Source organism: Blautia sp. MB18-30 (genome assembly GCF_023669475.1).
Taxonomy (GTDB): Bacteria; Bacillota; Clostridia; order Lachnospirales; family Lachnospiraceae; genus Blautia_A; species Blautia_A fusiformis.
The window spans coordinates 60,248-78,602 of sequence record NZ_JAMOYY010000013.1 but is presented as its reverse complement, the minus strand read 5'-3'; the positions used below and the strand labels follow the sequence as shown (position 1 = coordinate 78,602).

The window sequence follows — 18,355 nt, the reverse complement described above, 5'->3', positions numbered from 1 at the left end:
TTCATAATTTCTAAAATTCACTGGCGGATTCGGAAAAAATCCAAAACCTTTTTACTGCCGGATTCGTCCAATGGATAGCTTTCTTTTACTTGCCCTTTTTCCATATGGACTACATACGAACATCCCGCCATCACCAACTCCGGATCATGCGTAATAACAAGAAGCGTTTTGCCCTGATCCGCGAGTGACTTCAAACTCCGCGCAACTTCCCGCATATGTTTGAGATCAAGCCCGCTTGTTGGTTCGTCAAACACAATGATCTCCCGGTTACTCACAATGGCAGACGCGATCGCTACCCGCTGTTTTTGCCCGCCGGAAAGAGAAAGCGGGTGCCTGTCTTTATATTCCAGCAGATCAAACTGTTTAAGGATTTTATCCACAACAGTTTCATCCTTGTTGTCCATGCTCAGAAGCACTTCATCCGCCACGCTTTCGGTAAATAGCTGATGGCTGGTATCCTGCATTACCATGTAGCAATGTTTGAGCCGGGCTTTCCAATCAAGGGTTTTCCCGTCAACCTGCAAAAAGCCACACTTCTTTTCCAGTCCGCAAATACAGCGGGCCAGAGTAGATTTTCCAGCGCCATTCAGACCGATAATGGCAATCGTTTCTCCAACAGGCAGTTCTGCACTCGGAATATGGAGGCTTTCCGGTTCCCGCTTTTTATACGCAAAGCAGAAATTTTGAAATTCCATCTGTTTAGCTGTATGCGCCTGATACTGATTCGCAGGCTTCAACTTCGAGAGAGAAAACGGCCGCAGCCCCATTTCTTTTCGAGTGCCATCCGATAAGCTGTCAAATTCAGCAGGCGTGTATTCCCGTTCAATCTCCCCATCTTTTACATACAGCACACGATCTGCAAGATCGTGAAGGTAGTAAAGGCGGTGTTCTGCGATCAGAATTGTTTTGCCCTGCTTTTTCCAGAGGCTTAGGACCTGCCGCAGGTCATCAATAGCAGCCATATCCAAATTAGAAGATGGTTCGTCCAGGACCATAATTCCCGGCAGCAATACACTTGATGAAGCACAGGCTATTTTTTGCTTTTCGCCTCCGGACAGAGCAAACACGCTTCGCCCCATCAAATCTTCAATATGATAATCGGAAACTGTCCGGTCAATCCTTTTCAGGATATCCTCCTGAGGATAGCCTAAATTTTCACAGGCAAAGGCTAATTCACTATCCGTATCCACGTTGAAAAACTGACTTTTGGGATTCTGGAATACAGATCCCACCATAGCAGCCAAGTCATAAAGCGGCGTATCTGATACGCTTTTTCCGTCCAGAAGGACATTGCCCTCTAAATTGCCCTCGTAATAATGAGGCACCAGCCCGTTTACCAAACGGGTAATCGTTGTTTTCCCACAGCCGGATTCTCCCGTGAGTAAAACAAATTCCCCTGTGTTTATGGTGAGATTGACATTTCTAATCCCTCCGCCGCTGGATTCTTCACCATAAGAAAAAGAAACATTTTGAAAATCTATCATGGCAAAATCCCTCCTGCGGAAATTATCGGGGAAGCAATCGCCCAAAACACTACAAAGCAACAAAACAAGATCAGCACCACATCGGCAAAATTGAATTTAAGCTGGCAAATGTTTGTGCGTTTGACAGGAGCGCCGAGGCCACGGGTAATTGCCGCAGCGGAAAGTTCCTCACCGATTTTCACGGAGCAGGTAATCATCGGGATCAGCTTATACTCCAATATTTTTGAAGATTTTTTCCCTCCAAGTTTAATCCCACGCATTTTCATAGCGTCACTGATTGCTTCTGACTCCTGAAAGACAGTTGGAAAGAAGCGGAACATGACCGTTAAGGGGATCGTCACTTCTTTAGGCATATGGATTCTTTCCATGCCGGAAATCAATTCACTGACCGTTGTTGTTTTCACTGCATAGGCAGCAATCGCAACACTGGGAAGGATTCGGCAGAAGAATCCTGTTGTAAACAGAACAAGGAAATTCAATATCCCCGTAAGGTGCGGCAAAACATAAATTTGGACAGCATAAAAAACAGAAAACACAGCAATATAGCCCACAGCTTTTGCACATTGTTTCGAGGTGAGCAGCAATATAGCCGGAACTACACAAAGAACAAGGCGGATCAGTCCCATAGCTTCTCCGCCTGTTCCACCCATGACAAAAATGCTTATGATGAAGATGAGCAACAGTTTTGTACGCGGATCGAGCCGCAACCCTTGTTCTGTTTTTTTGCTGAGCAGAATTTCCCGCGCCATTATGCAATACCGGCACGCTGGAAGTGCTTTTTGCAAATGGCTTTCCCAATCATACCTCCGACAAGGCCAAACACAAAGCAGGCAACCAGCAGAATAGGCGCAATCCACATAGGCATATATGTATTAAGGGTAGCTGCATATTCAGCGCCGTATCCTTCAGTCAGCATTACCATATAGCTTTCACGGTTCAGGAAAATGGGAGCAAAGTTGCCAAACACCCAGATGCTGAACACACCGCAGGAAAGAACTGTACTCTTTGCACTTTTGTAGTCTGCCTTTTTCAGGATCACGTCAGCCAACAGGCCGCCAACAAGACCAGTTACCATAGTAAGATAGCCGTTGCCGAAGAACACCATGATTAGGCCAATCAGGAAACCCATGATTGCAGTCATCCCGAATTTTTTAGCCTTTGTAACATACAGCATATAGGGGATGCCGCCAATCAAAGGACACAGCACCGCCATCAGCGGAATAAAAATGGGGATGAAGCCAAGCATCGCCACCAGCATAACAATGACGACATAGATGACGGTGTAGATGCCGATAGTAATTAAATCTTTTCCCTCAAGCCGGGAACTTTTTTTCTGGGAACTCATACCAGTATCCTCCTATCTAAAAAATGGTGTAGTTAGTATTTTCTAACTACACCACATATAATAACAATTTACGCCTACATTTCCAACCCAAAAACGGTTTTATTCTACCCAAAATCGGTATTTTTTAATTTTAACCAATCGTATTTTCCGTTTTATAGTTTTTAGGAATTACCCCATATTTCTTTTTGAATGCCGAAGCAAAGTTACTCGGTTTTGAATAGCCTACAAATGCTGCCACCTGACTTACGTTCAAATTACTTTCTAATAGTAGACTTGCCGCCTTTTCCAATCGCTGATCTATAATATACGCATGAACCGATGTTCCAAACAGCGAGGAAAAACCCTTTGACAATTTTGAAGTACTAATATTGACTTTTCGAGCCAATTCCTCACAACTTGGTGCCAAAGCAAGCTGACTGTCAATGATTCTCTTCGCTTCTATGATGGATTCTCGGTCACTTCTGGAAATTGCTATATAAGTTGACGCAAGAATACTCAGTTCCAAAATCTCACTCAAATATACAGATAACAACTCAAAAACTTTGCTTTCCAAAAACAGGTATCCCAATCCGCCGCGATATTGCGTGAAGTCTTTCAGTTCCGCAAAAATGTGCTCCATATAGGGAGTAATACCTACTTTTGATATACCTTCCAATAGTTTTTTCTGATAAACCTCAATCTCACCAACATCAAAATAGTCATTCATAATTTTACGGAAATACGACAGTGGTACTTTTACATTTTTGAAAAGGAAATCGTTTTGTTTGGAATAGCACAGATATTCCATTTTCCCGTGTCCACGATAAATACAGGACTCACCTTTTTGTATGCTGATACTTTGTCGGCTATCTGCAATATTCCAGGAAACACCATCATTGAAGCAGAACAACATTTGAATGTATTCTTCGCTACTCACTCCCTGCACGTTCATATCTGAAAAATAATTCATTTTCCAGTCCGAAACAACTGCTCCTTGCTTTGTAACAACTTGCGAAATCTGACCTGTTCCCATATCAGCCGGAATATCTATTGTCACTGTCTGCGGAGAGTTGGAGAGCAGATCGTGATACAGCTTCGTCATATATTGGTTTGTCATCGTGCGCCCTCCTTTTTCTAGTTAGTCGAAGCTAATCACATAATACTTTATATTTGTTTTTTAGTCAAGGTAATCTAAACTATTGACTACTCTCTAAGAGTCAACATATTAATTTTCAAAGTATGCCGTATCCCATGATCGTTCCGTTATTGATATCATAGCTTCTCTTGTTCACGGCATCACTGGAGTTTCCCTCTACCGTATATACGGTACTTCCCTCAATTTTCTCCACGATTCCCACATGGTCTGAGGTTCCGTCCCCGTTCCAGTCAAAGAAGATCAGGGTTCCGGGTGCTGGCGAATATCCTCTGCTCTTCCATTTTCCCTTGCCCTGAAACCACGCGATCCCATCATCGCATAGGGAGAACTTCGGCATCTTGCCGCTCTCGATCAGTCCTGCCTGATCCCCACACCAGCTGGCAAAGCAGGCACACCACGCCACATGGCTGTCAAATCCATACCATGACCAGAACTTCTGGCCTCCTTCATTTCCAAGCTGGGTAAGTGCCACGGATACGATCTGGCCGTTGCCTCCAAACAGGCCGGCAAACAATCCGCCGCTGGAATAATACCTCAGGACGTGAGGGACGTATTCTGGATCGCCATAGGCACTCCAGCCATGCGAAGCAGCCTGATCATTGGAAAACTGCAGAGCATTTTCTGCACTGTAGCCCCCGTAGTTTCGGAGCGCCCACGTTATGTATCCGTTGCCGTAGTTATACCCTTGCAGGGACAGCTTCAGCTTATCCATGTCCTGGGGGCTGGTGCATCCGGCTTCCTTCAGGCAGTCCGCATAATACTGGATTCCTACATGTATGGAATAGTCGGCATCCTGGATGGCATTCGGGCTGTTGGAATACCGGGTGTTGTATGGGCACTCACTGCTCTGCATGGGATCGGTCCCCCGGCCGCCAGATTCCTGCATCATGATTGCCTGTATCACGGAAACGTATTCGAGGATTCCATACTGGTTGGCGTATTTCTGGATGGTTGCCGTATAGGAAAGTACTTCCTGGCTGAGTGCTTCGTTGCTCTCTGAGCTTCCAGAGAATGCCGCACCGCCAATGATCCCGACCATGATAACCAGAAGCAGAACCATGACCGCTCCGGCGGCTCCCAGTGCAGCCATCATGGACTGCACCGTTTTCGCTGCCGCTTCTACAGCGGCCTTAGCTGCCTTGAAGGTATTCTCTCCTGCCCTTGCCGTTTTCTGTATCCGGCGGACTCCATCGGAAGTCTGCAAGGCGGCTTTCTTCGCCGCCTGCTTCGCTGCCCTTCGTTCCATCTGCTTCTGCATCCGGGCTGTCAGGGCGTTGGAACTGGCCACCCGGAGCTTCTGCTCTGGCTGGATGCTGATCTTCACAGATGGAGGGGCGGTCTTAATAGTACGCCGCTGTATGGTCTTCGGCTCCAACTGTTTCCGTGGCTTTTCCTTGATCCGTATGGTTTCCGGCTGTTTCTGGCGGATGGCATTCTGCCTTGCGGTATCTCCGGCCTTGCTTTTCTGGTTTTGTCTTTTGATGGAAAGCGATCCACCTTCCGACATTTCCTGTCCATTCTGGATTCTTGGTGTCTCCCTGGCAGCCCGGATCTTCTGCTCTTTTGTTTTGACGGCATCTGAAACCGCCTTTTGCCGCTGGGCATTCTGAATCTGTACTTCCCGGCTCTTCTGCTCGGGTGCTTCCCGGCTAGCAGGATCGGCGGTCTGTGTGTCCCCTGTTCCTCTGGCGGTTTCTTTCTCCGCTTCTTTTTCTACTTCTTTTTTGCCAGCGGCTCTCTGTTTGATCTTCTCGTAGGAAGTCTGTGCGGCTGTCTTTCCGGCTCTGGTTACAGTTCTGCCTGTCTTTCTTGCAGCCCATTCCTCTGCGGATGCGACTTTCCCACTGGCATATTCGGATGGGGACTGTTCTCCCATGTCATTGTCCCTGGCATTTGCGATGGCCTGGGATTTTTCCTTGCTCTCCAGTATGGCCGTCCGCATCAGCTCCTTGGGGATTCTGGAGGCAGGATTTTTGGTCTTTGGTTTTGTTGTAACTTCTTTGGTTTTGATATCCTTCATCTCTCACCTCCAGTCCCGGCTTGTCCCGCTCTTACCCTTCGCCCGGCTTGGTCGTCATCAGGCGGTACAGCTTTGTATTTCTTGGAAACGAATTTTCAAACGGCACCAGATTTCCGGAACAGCGGATCAGACCATGGCCGGCACCCACATTGGTGATGTAGGATAACTGGTTGTCTGAAATATTCAGAAGTGCCGCCAGCTCATCCCGGTCGGTGGTAGCCTGATTCAAAAGGATCAGGAACTCACTGTTCGCCAGCATCAGGCGGGCGGTATCGGATTTCAGAAGTTCCTCAACGTTCTGGGTAAGTCCGGTTACAAATCCGGAATACTTACGGATACGCTTGTACAGGCGGTAGAAAAAGTCCGCACTGTATTCATAGCGGAACAGCAGATAAAACTCATCCGCAAAGATCCATGTCGTTTTTCCCTTCTTCCAGTTCTGGATCACACGGTTAAAAATCGAATCCAGTGTGACCAGCATGCCAAGGGGCATCAGCTGTTCGCCCAGCTCCCGGATGTCATAGTCGATGATACGGCTCTTCGTGTTGACATTGGTTTCCTGGGCAAAGGTGTTCAGACTGCCATTGATAAACAGTTCCGAAGACAGAGCCAGCCCTCTGGCTTCTTCTTCCGGCTGGAGCATGAGTTGTCGGTACAGGTCCTTTAAGGTCGGCACCTGCCCTTTGTAACCGCCCCTCATATAATCCCGGTACACATCTGCGGTGCAGCGGTCAAGGATGGATTTCTCCTTTGCCGAAAGGTTTCCGGCTCCTACGAGCTGCTCAAACAGGGAAAGGATAAATTCTGACTTCTCAATCAGAGGATTTCGATCATTGCCATAGGCAGAATCCATATCCAGTGCATTCAGATGGGTATCCGAGGTTGCCGAGATCCGGATGACCTCTCCGTTTAAGGCTTCCACCAGAGAAGCAAACTCCGACTCCGGATCGAGGATGAGGATGTCATCTTCCGTGGAAAGGGCAAGGTCTACGATCTCCTCTTTTGCCGAGAAGCTCTTGCCGGAGCCGCTGACACCCAGTCGGAAAGAGTTGCCGTTTAACAGCTTCCTTCGGTCTGCCACCAGCATATTTTTGCTGACGGCATTCTGCCCATAATAGATGCCTCCCGGCTGCATGATTTCCTGCGTATGGAACGGGATCAGGACGGCGGTGGATTCTGTAGTAAGGGTACGCACTGCATCGATTTTCCGCAGGCCATACGGCAGGACGGTATTCAGTCCATCGACCTGTTGCCACTTCAAAGTTGCCATCTGGCAGAGGTGTTTTCTCGCAATGGAATACAGGGTTTCCGTATCGGAGTCCAGTTGTTTCTTGCTGTCTGCCATATGTACCATTGTCAGGATGCCGAACATCATCCTCTGATCCCTGGTGGTCAGATCGTCCAGCATTTCCTTGGTCTCTTTTCTCTGCAGCTCCATGTCATAGGGAACTACGGCTGAAAAGTTATTGTTGGCATTCTGGCGTCTCTGCCAGTTGGTGACGTTTGTCTCCACGCCCAGCAGTCGGTTCTGGATCTCACGCACCGCTTCGTCTGTCGGTACGGGGATGATATCAATGGACAGCATCAGGTTCCTGCCAAGGCTGCACAGTTCGGAGATCATCTCATCCTTTACATAGCTGGCGTAATCTTCCATAAAAAGGACTCTGCCGTACTGCTCGCCCAGCTTGAAATGGTCGTTATGGAATTCCATCGTGTCCGGGCAGATCCAGTCTTTGAAGCTGTGTCCCTTTTTCGCAAAGGCTTTCATGTCAAATGAAAAACTCTGTGGAACGTCTGCCTTGAAAAAGTCCCGGAAGATCTGTAGCCTCTGCTCTGCATCCAGCTCTTCCCCAATAGAGGACAGCTTGGCCAGATGGGTGATGATGTCCGTTCCCACACGTGCGAAATAGGTTCTGGCTTCATCGATGTTTTTCTTGTGGACGCTGATGGTCAGATAGCGTTCCTGGTAGATACTGTTGTTGGTACCGGAGATCTTGGAAAGGAGCATGTCATTGTACTCTTTCCGGTACTCGTCCAGACCGTCCCCTTTCATCGGGATCAGCAGGGACTGCTCAAACTCTTCCTTGTTGATCTTACGATTGTTCAGGGTGATCTTCGCCGTACAGCCAGAATCCAGTGCATTTAAAAGTTCAGAGTAGTCCAGGAACATTTCCGTCTTGTCCGCTTTACTGGCAATGGAATAGTTGATATCCGTAAACCGGAATGTCCTGGAATACTTGCTCTCCACCTGAAAAATACCATCTGGCCAGATCTTGCGAATCGGGATGGCCTGCTGGACAGACTTCGGTACTTTAAATTTTTCCTTGTCCTGTTTCAGTGTCTGACTCAGGGTTTTAATCAAAGGCATCACCCCTTCCTCTTCGCTTCTTTGGTTTCTTCTGTTTCGTCCGCTTCTTTTCCAGAAGTTCCGCTCCGTTTCCCATCATTTTCTCACCCAGCCGCAGGCTCTCTTCCATGCAGGAAAAGTACAGGTTCTCCGACTTAAATACCAGCCGCTTCGGGTACAGCAGTTCGGATTTAATGACTACCCATGCAAACTGTTCTGCCGTCATGCCGTGGTAACGAAAAAAGCCGCAGGCTGCAAAGGGAGCCGCCCCAAGGATGCACAGCCATCCGGTTACCTGTTCCCCGGCATATTTCCGGGTGACAAAATAGATTCCAAGGGCTGCCAGGATCGCCAGTACCGAAAATAAGCACTGCCGGAAGCTTAAGCCCCAGAACATTGACTCCTGATAGTCTCGGATTTCTTTATTCATTTTCACTTCCATGTTGTTTTCTACCTTTCTCTTTGTAATCTCTGTTTTTTCTTTTGTTTCTGTTTTGGTACATCCCTTTGCCGTATGCCATTTCTTTCCATAAATCTTTTTGTTCCTTCCGGATCAAGCTCTGCCAGTTTTTTCAGGTCGAATGCAACCCTCTGGAAAATGCAGTAACCGGAGGATGCGGTATCCGGCTGTATCGTTCCCAGCTTATGCTGCTTTATAAAACGAAGCTTTTCTTTGCTGAAATTGTGGTCGATATAGGCTTCATTGATACCGCCCAGCGGAGCAAAAGGCAGGTTTACCGTAAGGTCTGCAAAGCTTTCCGGGTATCCATCTTCCATATGGTAAAGCCCGATATAGAGATTGTCATCGCTCATGTAACTGTCTACCCTGAGAAATAATTCCTCCCGGCCATACTGCCAGTCGTAGCTCAGTGTCTTTGGTTCTTCCATTTTTTTCGCCTCCTATAATCCCATGATTTCTTTTACGATACGGTCGGATGCCTTGACTGCCCCGACCAGTACCAGCAGGTTAAATACCAGTTCCCCGACGTAATTCCAGACAATGGTCACGGCGGACAGGCTGGTGTCCCCGATGGCCGGCGGACTTGATGCAAACACCGAAAAGATGATGCAGGCCAGTGCGATGATGGCTCCTTCCAGACATACCCCGGCGTAGGAACGGATAAAGTTCTTTCCTACAGACTGGGTTGGCTCCCCGGCAAAGGTTGCCAATGGAATCGGTGCGATGGCTGTGTACATATACAGCTTAAACATTCTCCCGTATACAGTCAGAATCATGACAAATGACAATACCGTAATCAGCAGGCTTCCTAATAAAGTTACGATCCACAAAGGGATAGATTCCAGCATCCCCACCGCTTCGATCTTGTCCACGATCTCCGAGGGCAGCTCCGTTACAGTTCCACCCGCCATCCCGGAGTGGGACATGATATTTGTTACGATGCCCTGCACAACGGAAAAGATCGCAGTCAGAAGCTCCATGCCGGACATAACGGCTCCCTGTGCCAGTGCAAAACGGATAAAGGCTTTCACTACGTGTTCCGGCTTTTTCATATCCGTGAAGCTCCCACAGGTTTTTACCAGCCCTGCCGCAAAGAACAGAACCAGCAGGCCGTACCCGATGGCTTTCAGTCCACCGTTGATGTTCGTCATCACGCTCCAGATTGCCCCGCCCTTGAAATTCTCCGGGCTTTGCGTCAGCAGTGTCCAGATTTCAGCCAGCTTGTCGCTCCAGGTCTGCAAGGCAGAATTTAGATTCTGTACGATCCAGTTATCACTCAAACAGTTTCACCTCCCATCCTCAAAAGTGAGCAGGGAGCCGGCATTTCGCATGGCTCCCCTTCTGGACTCTTCTCCTATCCCATGATCAGATCCAGGATCTCTTTTGCAAAGGTAATGATGATACCGCCTGCCAGTGTCAGAAATCCGTTTGCCCTCTGGCTTGGATCGTGGCTCTTTAAGGACAGACCGACCTGCACGATACCAAATCCCAGCAGGATCAGGCCAATGGCGCGGATCAGGGAAAAGATAAACGTGGACAGGTTATTGACTACGGTCAGCGGATCGCCTGCGGCATAAACGCAGGTCGCCCCAATGCAGATCGACAGTACCATGACTGCATACAGAACAAACAGTTTCTTCTGCCCTCTCTTCATCTTCAGCGGTGCGGTCTCTTTCCTGATTTCTGTGTGTTTCTTATTTTTCAGTAAATTCATTGGCATTCCTCCCATCAAAAAAGCTCCCCGATGATGTCCTCATCCAGAAGCAGTTCGTAATCGTCATATCTTGTTTCGTCAAATGTAAAATCGTCATGCGCCAGCGGTGCTTTCGCATAATTGAACGGGCCGGCACCTCCGTCCTCGGTATACCGGATGTTGGGATGCTTCATCAGGTCATACTTGGCATCCAGTATGGGCCGCTCCCCGCGGATAAACAGAAGTGCATTCTGGTTATCCAGCATACGGACTTCATCCGGCTGTAACAGCTCCCTTCCGCTCTGCTGGAAGTTGGTGGAGTAGCTGCCGGATTTTCCTTTGGTCTGCCCGTAGGTGTTGGTGTCTATGGTTTCTTTCCCCAGTAATTCTGATACATATTTGTGTGTCTCTTTTTCATTGCCGCCCAGGTACAAAAACTCATCGCAGTTGCCCACCAGACTTTCCCAGGAGTCCTTGAACAGAGCCTTTAGCTGGCTCATGTTCTGGATGATGATGCTGCAGTAAATGGAACGGGAACGGCAGGTTGCCAGGATCTTCTCAAACTCATTTGGCAGGGATACGTTTGGAAACTCATCCATGATGCAGTTGACCGGAACCGGGAGGGCACCGCCATGCACACGGTCTGCCATGTAATAAAGCGTCTGGAAAAGCTGGCTGTAGATCATGCCTACCAGATAATTCAAAGAGGTGTCTGCATCCGGGATACAGCAGAAAAGGGCAACTTTTCTTTCTCCCATGCTGGAAAGATCCAGTTCATCAGTATTGGTCAGCTTGGCGATCTGCGGCAGATTGAAGGCTGCCAGCCGGACACCTACACTGATCAGGATGGACTTGGCGGTCTTTCCTGCCGCCTGCTTGTAAATGTGATACTGCTTGACGGCAATGCTGTCCGGGTCCCGCATCTCCAGACGGTCAAACAAAATGTCCAGAGGGGACTCGTAGTCCTCGTCCTCTTCTTTTACCTGTGCCGAGCCTAACATCTCCATGATCATGGCGAAGTTCTGTTCTTCCGGCGGAGCTTCGTGGAGCAGATACAGCATCAGTGCCTGAAGTAGTGCGGTTTCGCTCTTCTCCCAGAAGGGATCAGAGGACTGGGAACCTTTGGGTGTGGTGTTTTGTATCAGATTGGAAATAAGACGGAGCACGTCTTTGTCATCGTGGACATACTCGAATGGATTGTAGCAAAAAGATGTGTCGGGATTGATGAGGTCAAAGACACGCACCTCATATCCTTTCTTTTCCAGAAGACCGCCTGTCTTTCGGAGCAGCTCGGCTTTCGGATCGGTGATGACCATCGAACAGCAGCACTGCATGATGTTTGGCAGGGCAAAGCCTCTGGATTTTCCTGCACCGGAGCCTCCCACTACGAGAATGTTGAGACATCTGCGGTGCTTGTGGGTGTCAAGGCTAATGCGGAAGTTCTGTGTCAGCAGGATGTTCTGGGAGTACGGCTTCTGGCTATATTTCTTACAGATCTGCCGGGCATCGCCCCATCTGGCAGAGCCATGTTCTTCCCCTCTGCGGTAGTTCTTCTGACTGGAATAAAAAATGCCGATCCCGGCTGCGTAAAGTAACGTGCAGACCAGCATCGACTTGATGGTATATTCCGTATAATGAAGCTGGAAGGGGTGGTTCATTTTTTCGGTGAGAACCTCCATCAGCTCAAAAAGATTCCTGCCCGGCTGGATGGCATCCGCAATCAGAATTGCTGCCCACCAGATGACAGGCAGTCCGGCAAGCCAAATCACCCAGTCTGACTTCCGGCTGTTTGTTACCGGGATGGCTGCTGTTTGGGCCTCTCTGCTCTTGGCAGGTCCGTAATGTGGAAGCTGTCCACTCCCGGAACGAGGGCAAGGCTGCTTCCATTCTCCCAGTTTACGTGGATCTGCCCTGCATCGTCTACCATATCCACCTTACCTTTTAAGCCGGGTGGCATGTGGCTCTCCCCCTCCATGCTGTTAAGCGTGACCTCGGTTCCCGGCGGATATCTTCTCCGCATGGCTTCTATTCTTTCTTGTGTCATATTTCTGTATATTTGTACCACATCCTTTCTTCATCTTCCCCTTCCACGGTATGGGCGGTATCTGGATTTCATGATCTTTAACAGGACGCTGTCGATCCCATCGGAATAGCGTCCGTTTTTCAGGTATGTGTCCCGGAGCTGGTTTAAGGCTTCCACGGATTTGCTGTGTTCGGCTTCTGTCAGGTAGAGCTTTCCCTCTTCCTGCTCTGCCAGCTTCAGAACCAGATCCCGTGTGGTATCCACCGGAAGCCCCTGTTCTTTTTCCTGCCGGAACACTTCCCGGAGTGCATGGATCAGCATGTGGTTCATGATCCGGTCCATCTTTACATATCGCATTCTTGTCATAGGCGAGCCTCCTTTTTTCCTCTTTTTTCTCAACCACAACATACCACACTTCCTCCCAGAAAGCTAGTGCAAAAGAGCCGGAAAAGCCCCTTTTTATCAGCGTTCCGGGGACTTTTTACTCTTGGCAGGTTTCTCCGTTTTTTCCTCCGGGATGGCAAATTCATCGGTCATAAATTCCTGCTCGCTTTTGCCAAGGTTGCGGTCTACCTGCTTGCCAATGGAATAGGCTGCACTCTTTACATCCTGGATAAAGGAGCGGAGTTCTTTCGGATCTTTCTGTCCGAATGCCTGCATCTGGCATACCTTGTCAAAGGAAAAACCGGAGACATCCACGCCGTATTTCTGTGCTGTCACATACGCCGCACAATAGGCCTGTGCCGATACCCCTGCCCGGCTGTAGCTTCCATCGTGATGGTCCAGGGATGCATACGCCAGTTCCCGGCTGATGGAATGGAACGTTGCATTTTCGCTCATGCCATTTCGGACATAGATTGTCCGCTTGTTCGGGATGTACTGTGCCTGTACCTTATCCGGCAGATTGTCTGCGATCTGAATCCGTACCTCGCTGTCGGTCAGCAGTGCTTCCATCAGCTGGTCCATCGGCTTTGGCTCTGCCTCTTCCGGCTGCTTGGTACGGATCTGGCTGATGTCATAGGCTTTCTGGATGGAGTACCCCTGCTGGATGACACCGTCCTTTTCATATTCCTGTCCGACAATGAAGTTGTATCCCTTGCTTCCGGTCTTGACTACCTTGCCTTCTTCCTTCCATTTTTCAAAGGTCTTGACCTGCCGGATCTCCGGATTCTGTGCATAAAGCAGGAACAGGTTGTCTGTCCTCTGCGGCTTGCACTGTCCCATAAAATCAAGGAATCCTTTTAAGGAGTCCCCATTCTGGAAGACCTCCTGTGCCTTTCCATCGATCATACCCCAGATTTCTTCCCTCTCCTGCTTTTTCTGTGCGGCATATTCTTCTTTCGATAACCGCTGGGCGGACTGCTCCTGCGAGTCCTGCCCTAAAAATTTTGTCAGGTCCATCTCCTACCTCGCTTTCACCTTTCGTTTATTTCTTGCTTTCTTCTGCGTTTTCCTTGGTCCACGGTTCTTTTCCCGGCTCCGCTTCTGGGATTCCTCTGCTTTTTCCCGTTTGATGTTCTCCAGCTCCCGGCGGACACTGGGACGCTCCTGTTCCCTCTGCCCTGCATCAGTCCCTTTTTCCTGCCCGGTAGAAATATTTCTGCTGTGCAAGGAAGAGCCGGACAGATTCTCTTCCCCCTCTTCCTGCACCGGGATAAAATTTTCCGGTTCGGAAAACTCCTTTTCGGGATGATTCTGGTTCTTTTCCTCTTCAGAAAAGTCCATGTCACCGACCTGGAATGCTTCGTCCAGATCGCTGATTTCAAACTGCACCTCGCCCTCCGGCATCTGCACAGTTTCCTGTACTGCTTCGGTTTCCGGTGCTTCCATTCCGGCGGTTACCTCATGGACAGCTTCCCCGACTTCGCTCCTTACAAAATCAAGGTTCATCTTATCCATGACACGGTTGACTTTGGCTGCATCATCGGCAAAGACCATGACCTCGCTCATCTCCGGGTTCTTTTTATCCCGGATGATCACATAGAGCAGTCCTCGTTTCCTGCCCTCACTGCAGAATTCACGCAGGCGGTCAGATGGCACAGTGAAGAACTTCAATGGCTTGTTCTCCTTTAACATCCGCACCATTCTGGTCTTGCCCCTCGTTTTCTTCTGGTCTTTTAATACGGCGGCAACAAATACCGCCAGATGCTTTGCCAGCGTACCCGAAAGCCTGAGCCCGTGGTCCACGCCGTCCAGGGAATACCGGACGATCTGGTCCGCCGCATCGCCTCCATAATTCATATCGTTCACCTGCTTTCTGTTTCCTTTTGTCTGGTTTTCTCCGTCTTATCTTCTTCCTGTTCTGCCTGTCTCTGGATCTGCTCTGCCAGACGCATCCGCTCTTCCATCTCTCTGGACTGCTGTTCGATCCGGATACAAATGCGGATATCCTTCCGAAGCGGCTTCAGTACTTTGTTGATCTGACCGATCCTGACACCGTCCGGTTCGCTCCGGTAGAGCCGCTTCCGTTCTTTCGTGAGTGCCTGCACCTGTTCTTCCAACGGGGTACGGTAGGCGAGCAGTTCTTCACGGGTGGTGATTTGATGCTTCTGGAGAAATTCCATCTGCTCGATCCTGGCATCCAGTTTCCGGATATCTGCCCGGAGCACCGGGGAGATCCTTTTCGGCTTCTGCTTTAGAACACCCATCTGATACAGATAGGAATAGTACAGGGCCTGTATCCCCTTTAGCTTCTTTTTCGGGGTTCGGGAAATTCCTTCTTTCCCAGCAGGTGTCCTGCTCTTTGGCTGTAAGATCCACTGCCGGATACTCTCTTCTGAGTAATGCTTCCCCAGGCTCCGCAGACGGATATACCGTTCCATCCCCGGTGCTTTTAATGCAATGTACTTCCGGTTCAGCTTCCACTGGTATCCCCTCTGCTTCATCTGGTCCAGAAACTGTTTCCATGTGAAGCTTTCTGCCACCGCATCCCGGATATCCAGACAGATCGAGGTTCTCCAGGTCGGCTTTCCGTCCTGTTCTGCCATCCACTGGGCATAGGACTTCCCTTTGCCGTTTTTCGGCTCGATGACAGATAAGCCGTATTTCAGGCATAAGGCATCCGAAGCTTTCCGCACATCCTCATAGTAACTCCTGCTGTTGCTGTGGTACTTTTTCCCATCTTCCATGCTAACGGAATTAAACACGATGTGGTTGTGGTAATGCTCCGTGTTCAGATGGGTGGTGATGACTGCTTCGTATTTTCTCTGAAGGAGCCTTTCTGCCAGCTCCATGCCGATCTGGTGTGCCAGTTCCGGGGTGACTTCCCCTTTGGCAAAGCTCTGCACCAGATGGTAGCCCTGTACCCCGTCCATCTTGTGGTAGCGTTTCTTCGTTTCTACCATATCTTGATAGGCAGTCTCGCAGACACAGCCGATGGAATCCTCAAAAACGGAACGCTCTGTCTTGTCCCGGTTCATGGCGTAATCAATGGCTTCTTCCAGAGAGCCGGCACTCTGCCCTTTCTTTGTGGTCTTATCCTTATTTCGGATGTAAGTGATGGAATTGTCCAGACGGCTGACCGGGATGATACTGGTGTATGCCATCGGCTACCATTCCTCTTTGACCAGCCTCCATGTCTCTTTCGTCATGCGGAGCATTTCCCGGATACTCTCTTCCCCGGCCATCCCACAGCCGTTGGCTACATGGGCAAGCTGGTTGGCATTGTTGCACAGACCGGATATTTTCCGTAAAAGCTCTGCATGATGCTCACAGGGTCTTGCCCGGACTTCGCCGCCCATGACGATGGAACGGATATATTCCTCACGGGACAGGCCGCTTTTTTCTACCTGTTCTTCCAGAAAACGCAGCTCCTTTGCATTGAGGCGGACTGGTATCACATGGTTTCTTTTTCTCATCTCTTCACCTGCTTTCCAACGGGTTATTGATTACTCCATTACATTTCACGGTTTTTCCAGATCAGGAAGCCTGTCAGCACGCCAATGGCTACGGCTGCAGCAATGATCTTTTTCTTCATATAGGCCTCACCCCCTTTCCGGTACCTGGCACAGCTCCATCGGGGCAAGCATGATTCCCCTCTTTTCCATCTCTTTTGCAAATTCCAGAAGGTTCCATTTCTTCCCATCGATCATAGCAGAATCGGCATCCAGATAGTGGCAGGTGGATACGTTCCGCTCTCCATTTGGGGCATTCTGCACAAGGCTCTCCCCGTCTGCCAGACGGAACAGTTCCTCTCCCTGGCTGTTTACAAAACAGATGCACACGCCGTGGTCGATGATCTCTTTCCGTTTTATCCGGCACCGCTCCAGCGCCTCGTCCTCCCGCTTTCCAGCTATGAAAAGACACATTGCAAAAACGCCCATTACTCCTCCAGTCATTGTGCCAAGTATAAATCCCAACATTTTTTCGTTCTCCTTTCGTCTGTTTACGACTCGGTATGGGGGATTGGGGTTCTCCCCAAAGTGCGTTTGGATATCCAAACGCTATGCTTGCAAAACCAGTCGCATCCGGTTTCGTCCCCTCTGAACCAGTCGTTTTTCTGAATCATTCATTTTCCTTGATTTTGCTCAACCCATCCAGTGTGGTACAGATGATATGGAGTCTGTCAGCCATGCTGATCTCCGTGTTCATCGTCCCGGTGGTCTCTTTTCCGCAGACAACCACCATCCTGCACCGCCTTAATATCTGGTGGGACATTCTCCGCATGGCCTGCATATCCTCTGCATCCCCGTCATCAAGGAATGGGGAAAAGCTGTACTGCGGGCAGATCGGCACATATCCCAGTTCGTAGATCTTCCGGCAGTACCGCTGTACTTTGGTCTTTCCTTCTTCTGCAGAACAGCAGACATAAGCAAGTGCCTGTTCCAATACGACCATCTCCTTTCCTGGCCGGACAGGTTTCCTCTGCCCGGCGTTTTTCCAAAAAGAAACACCCACAAAGCATTCCGCTCTGTGGATGTCTTGTGGACATCTGGATTCTTTTCTTCTCTTTTTCAGATGTCTGCCAGACATCCGGCTACTGTGGTTCTTTGTTTTCCGCTTCTTCCCCAGCTTCCAGTGCAATGCGGACACGGTCGCTTCCCAGCTTATAATACGCATCGGTCACTTCAATGCCGACTGCCTGAAACCCCGACTCTGCCGCCGCAAGGATGGTAGTACCAGCTCCGGCAAACGGGTCTAAGATCAGGCCGCCCGGCTCACAGATCTGGATGACATCCTTCATCAGCTGGAGCGGCTTTTCTGTCACATGGATGCGGTTCTGGGGATTCCCATAACGGAACACACCCGGAAGGCAGGACACCGGGCGGTTGATCGGCATCGGTCCGTTGCTTCCCCATACAATATATTCTGCCTGCTGGCGGAATCTGCCTTTCTGCGGACGGGAGTTCCCCTTGTCCCAGACGGCAGTCCCTCTCCAGATCCACCCTGCCCACTGGAGGGCATCGGTGATGGACGGGTACTGTCTCCAGTCAATAAAGAGGCAGATCGGAGCCCCTCTCTTGCAGGCTTTCCGCACATCGTACAGCCATTCTGCCATCCAGTGGGTCCAGGAACGCTGGTCTTTATTATCCCCATCAAAATCCGGCAGGGCATTTTCTGCTTTCATGCTGCTGTACTTCTGGTTGGTAGTTCGGTTGCGTTCGTTCTGCTTGGTTCCCCCGGACGCATAGGGCGGATCGGTTATAACTGCATCAAAGATCCCCGGCTGGAATCCTTTGACCAGTTTTAAGGTATCTCCATGCAGGATACGCCAGTTCTCCCCTCCGGCAGACTCATCCGGCAGGCAGTCCGGTTTTAAAAGATCTTCAAGTTTCAGGGTATTTCCCATAGGCATCATCCTTTCGGTCGCTTATTTTCCAGATTTCTCTGGAAGTGCTTTTCTTTAGGG

At 49.5% G+C, this 18,355-nt stretch carries 20 protein-coding genes; all 20 read right to left on the bottom strand.

Translation table 11 applies throughout. The features are described from left to right. Positions 1-17: 17 nt before the first annotated feature. Entirely contained in the window at positions 18-1,484 is a 1,467-nt protein-coding gene (locus NCY57_RS08060) for an ABC transporter ATP-binding protein (protein ID WP_147518577.1), read from the bottom strand. Continuing rightward, positions 1,481-2,233, bottom strand: a complete 753-nt coding sequence (locus NCY57_RS08055) for an energy-coupling factor transporter transmembrane component T (protein ID WP_015528444.1) — start codon at positions 2,231-2,233, stop codon at positions 1,481-1,483. Before NCY57_RS08055 ends, NCY57_RS08060 begins: the two co-directional genes overlap by 4 nt. Beyond that, the gene (locus NCY57_RS08050) at positions 2,233-2,829 is read right to left on the bottom strand and encodes an MptD family putative ECF transporter S component (RefSeq protein ID WP_015535748.1); all 597 of its coding nucleotides are present in this window, start codon (positions 2,827-2,829) and stop codon (positions 2,233-2,235) included. The genes NCY57_RS08055 and NCY57_RS08050 overlap by 1 nt, the downstream gene beginning before the upstream one ends. Before the next feature lie 130 nt (positions 2,830-2,959). After that, the gene (locus tag NCY57_RS08045; protein ID WP_015535749.1) at positions 2,960-3,925 is read right to left on the bottom strand and encodes a helix-turn-helix domain-containing protein; all 966 of its coding nucleotides are present in this window, start codon (positions 3,923-3,925) and stop codon (positions 2,960-2,962) included. A gap of 115 nt (positions 3,926-4,040) precedes the next feature. After that, a complete protein-coding gene (locus tag NCY57_RS08040) occupies positions 4,041-5,984 on the bottom strand; it encodes a lysozyme family protein (RefSeq protein ID WP_173706279.1) in 1,944 nt (647 codons plus the stop codon). A gap of 31 nt (positions 5,985-6,015) precedes the next feature. Then, complete coding sequence (locus tag NCY57_RS08035) at positions 6,016-8,346, bottom strand: VirB4-like conjugal transfer ATPase, CD1110 family (RefSeq protein WP_238135149.1); 2,331 nt, start codon at positions 8,344-8,346, stop codon at positions 6,016-6,018. Then, positions 8,339-8,773: a PrgI family protein gene (locus tag NCY57_RS08030; protein ID WP_015535752.1), complete on the bottom strand. Its 435-nt coding sequence runs from the start codon at positions 8,771-8,773 to the stop codon at positions 8,339-8,341. The genes NCY57_RS08035 and NCY57_RS08030 overlap by 8 nt, the downstream gene beginning before the upstream one ends. A gap of 8 nt (positions 8,774-8,781) precedes the next feature. Beyond that, entirely contained in the window at positions 8,782-9,219 is a 438-nt protein-coding gene (locus NCY57_RS08025) for a DUF4313 domain-containing protein (RefSeq protein ID WP_015513380.1), read from the bottom strand. A 12-nt stretch (positions 9,220-9,231) separates the two neighbouring features. Beyond that, positions 9,232-10,071, bottom strand: coding sequence for a hypothetical protein (locus NCY57_RS08020; protein ID WP_055238883.1), 840 nt, complete (start codon positions 10,069-10,071; stop codon positions 9,232-9,234). A gap of 74 nt (positions 10,072-10,145) precedes the next feature. Continuing rightward, on the bottom strand, positions 10,146-10,520 hold the full coding sequence (locus NCY57_RS08015; protein ID WP_173739999.1) for a glutamyl-tRNA amidotransferase: 375 nt from the start codon (positions 10,518-10,520) through the stop codon (positions 10,146-10,148). Continuing rightward, positions 10,520-12,250: a VirD4-like conjugal transfer protein, CD1115 family gene (locus NCY57_RS08010; protein ID WP_431833509.1), complete on the bottom strand. Its 1,731-nt coding sequence runs from the start codon at positions 12,248-12,250 to the stop codon at positions 10,520-10,522. The genes NCY57_RS08015 and NCY57_RS08010 overlap by 1 nt, the downstream gene beginning before the upstream one ends. A gap of 26 nt (positions 12,251-12,276) precedes the next feature. After that, a complete protein-coding gene (locus NCY57_RS08005; protein ID WP_015513377.1) occupies positions 12,277-12,528 on the bottom strand; it encodes a DUF4314 domain-containing protein in 252 nt (83 codons plus the stop codon). 30 nt (positions 12,529-12,558) lie between these two features. Beyond that, positions 12,559-12,873: a hypothetical protein gene (locus NCY57_RS08000; RefSeq protein ID WP_015513376.1), complete on the bottom strand. Its 315-nt coding sequence runs from the start codon at positions 12,871-12,873 to the stop codon at positions 12,559-12,561. Positions 12,874-12,969: 96 nt separating this feature from the next. After that, on the bottom strand, positions 12,970-13,908 hold the full coding sequence (locus NCY57_RS07995; protein WP_173773856.1) for an ArdC-like ssDNA-binding domain-containing protein: 939 nt from the start codon (positions 13,906-13,908) through the stop codon (positions 12,970-12,972). Between the two features lie 3 nt (positions 13,909-13,911). Next, a complete protein-coding gene (locus NCY57_RS07990; RefSeq protein WP_117638845.1) occupies positions 13,912-14,748 on the bottom strand; it encodes a PcfB family protein in 837 nt (278 codons plus the stop codon). A gap of 5 nt (positions 14,749-14,753) precedes the next feature. Then, positions 14,754-16,052, bottom strand: a complete 1,299-nt coding sequence (locus tag NCY57_RS07985) for a relaxase/mobilization nuclease domain-containing protein (RefSeq protein ID WP_173773858.1) — start codon at positions 16,050-16,052, stop codon at positions 14,754-14,756. Between the two features lie 3 nt (positions 16,053-16,055). Next, on the bottom strand, positions 16,056-16,364 hold the full coding sequence (locus NCY57_RS07980; protein ID WP_055149041.1) for a plasmid mobilization protein: 309 nt from the start codon (positions 16,362-16,364) through the stop codon (positions 16,056-16,058). A gap of 126 nt (positions 16,365-16,490) precedes the next feature. Beyond that, positions 16,491-16,868, bottom strand: coding sequence for a DUF3789 domain-containing protein (locus NCY57_RS07975; protein ID WP_117638843.1), 378 nt, complete (start codon positions 16,866-16,868; stop codon positions 16,491-16,493). Between the two features lie 142 nt (positions 16,869-17,010). After that, a complete protein-coding gene (locus NCY57_RS07970; protein ID WP_019162195.1) occupies positions 17,011-17,334 on the bottom strand; it encodes a DUF7768 domain-containing protein in 324 nt (107 codons plus the stop codon). 148 nt (positions 17,335-17,482) lie between these two features. Continuing rightward, positions 17,483-18,295, bottom strand: coding sequence for a DNA-methyltransferase (locus NCY57_RS07965; RefSeq protein ID WP_227617221.1), 813 nt, complete (start codon positions 18,293-18,295; stop codon positions 17,483-17,485). Between the last annotated feature and the right edge of the window lie 60 nt (positions 18,296-18,355).

What these genes read in the sequence shown, in the direction of transcription:
- NCY57_RS08060 (WP_147518577.1), bottom strand. Translation starts at nt 1,484, where the DNA reads ATGATAGATTTTCAAAATGTTTCTTTTTCTTATGGTGAAGAATCCAGC.
- NCY57_RS08055 (WP_015528444.1), bottom strand. Translation starts at nt 2,233, where the DNA reads ATGGCGCGGGAAATTCTGCTCAGCAAAAAAACAGAACAAGGGTTGCGG.
- NCY57_RS08050 (WP_015535748.1), bottom strand. Translation starts at nt 2,829, where the DNA reads ATGAGTTCCCAGAAAAAAAGTTCCCGGCTTGAGGGAAAAGATTTAATT.
- NCY57_RS08045 (WP_015535749.1), bottom strand. Translation starts at nt 3,925, where the DNA reads ATGACAAACCAATATATGACGAAGCTGTATCACGATCTGCTCTCCAAC.
- NCY57_RS08040 (WP_173706279.1), bottom strand. Translation starts at nt 5,984, where the DNA reads ATGAAGGATATCAAAACCAAAGAAGTTACAACAAAACCAAAGACCAAA.
- NCY57_RS08030 (WP_015535752.1), bottom strand. Translation starts at nt 8,773, where the DNA reads ATGGAAGTGAAAATGAATAAAGAAATCCGAGACTATCAGGAGTCAATG.
- NCY57_RS08025 (WP_015513380.1), bottom strand. Translation starts at nt 9,219, where the DNA reads ATGGAAGAACCAAAGACACTGAGCTACGACTGGCAGTATGGCCGGGAG.
- NCY57_RS08015 (WP_173739999.1), bottom strand. Translation starts at nt 10,520, where the DNA reads ATGGGAGGAATGCCAATGAATTTACTGAAAAATAAGAAACACACAGAA.
- NCY57_RS08005 (WP_015513377.1), bottom strand. Translation starts at nt 12,528, where the DNA reads ATGACACAAGAAAGAATAGAAGCCATGCGGAGAAGATATCCGCCGGGA.
- NCY57_RS08000 (WP_015513376.1), bottom strand. Translation starts at nt 12,873, where the DNA reads ATGACAAGAATGCGATATGTAAAGATGGACCGGATCATGAACCACATG.
- NCY57_RS07995 (WP_173773856.1), bottom strand. Translation starts at nt 13,908, where the DNA reads ATGGACCTGACAAAATTTTTAGGGCAGGACTCGCAGGAGCAGTCCGCC.
- NCY57_RS07990 (WP_117638845.1), bottom strand. Translation starts at nt 14,748, where the DNA reads ATGAATTATGGAGGCGATGCGGCGGACCAGATCGTCCGGTATTCCCTG.
- NCY57_RS07985 (WP_173773858.1), bottom strand. Translation starts at nt 16,052, where the DNA reads ATGGCATACACCAGTATCATCCCGGTCAGCCGTCTGGACAATTCCATC.
- NCY57_RS07980 (WP_055149041.1), bottom strand. Translation starts at nt 16,364, where the DNA reads ATGAGAAAAAGAAACCATGTGATACCAGTCCGCCTCAATGCAAAGGAG.
- NCY57_RS07975 (WP_117638843.1), bottom strand. Translation starts at nt 16,868, where the DNA reads ATGTTGGGATTTATACTTGGCACAATGACTGGAGGAGTAATGGGCGTT.
- NCY57_RS07965 (WP_227617221.1), bottom strand. Translation starts at nt 18,295, where the DNA reads ATGGGAAATACCCTGAAACTTGAAGATCTTTTAAAACCGGACTGCCTG.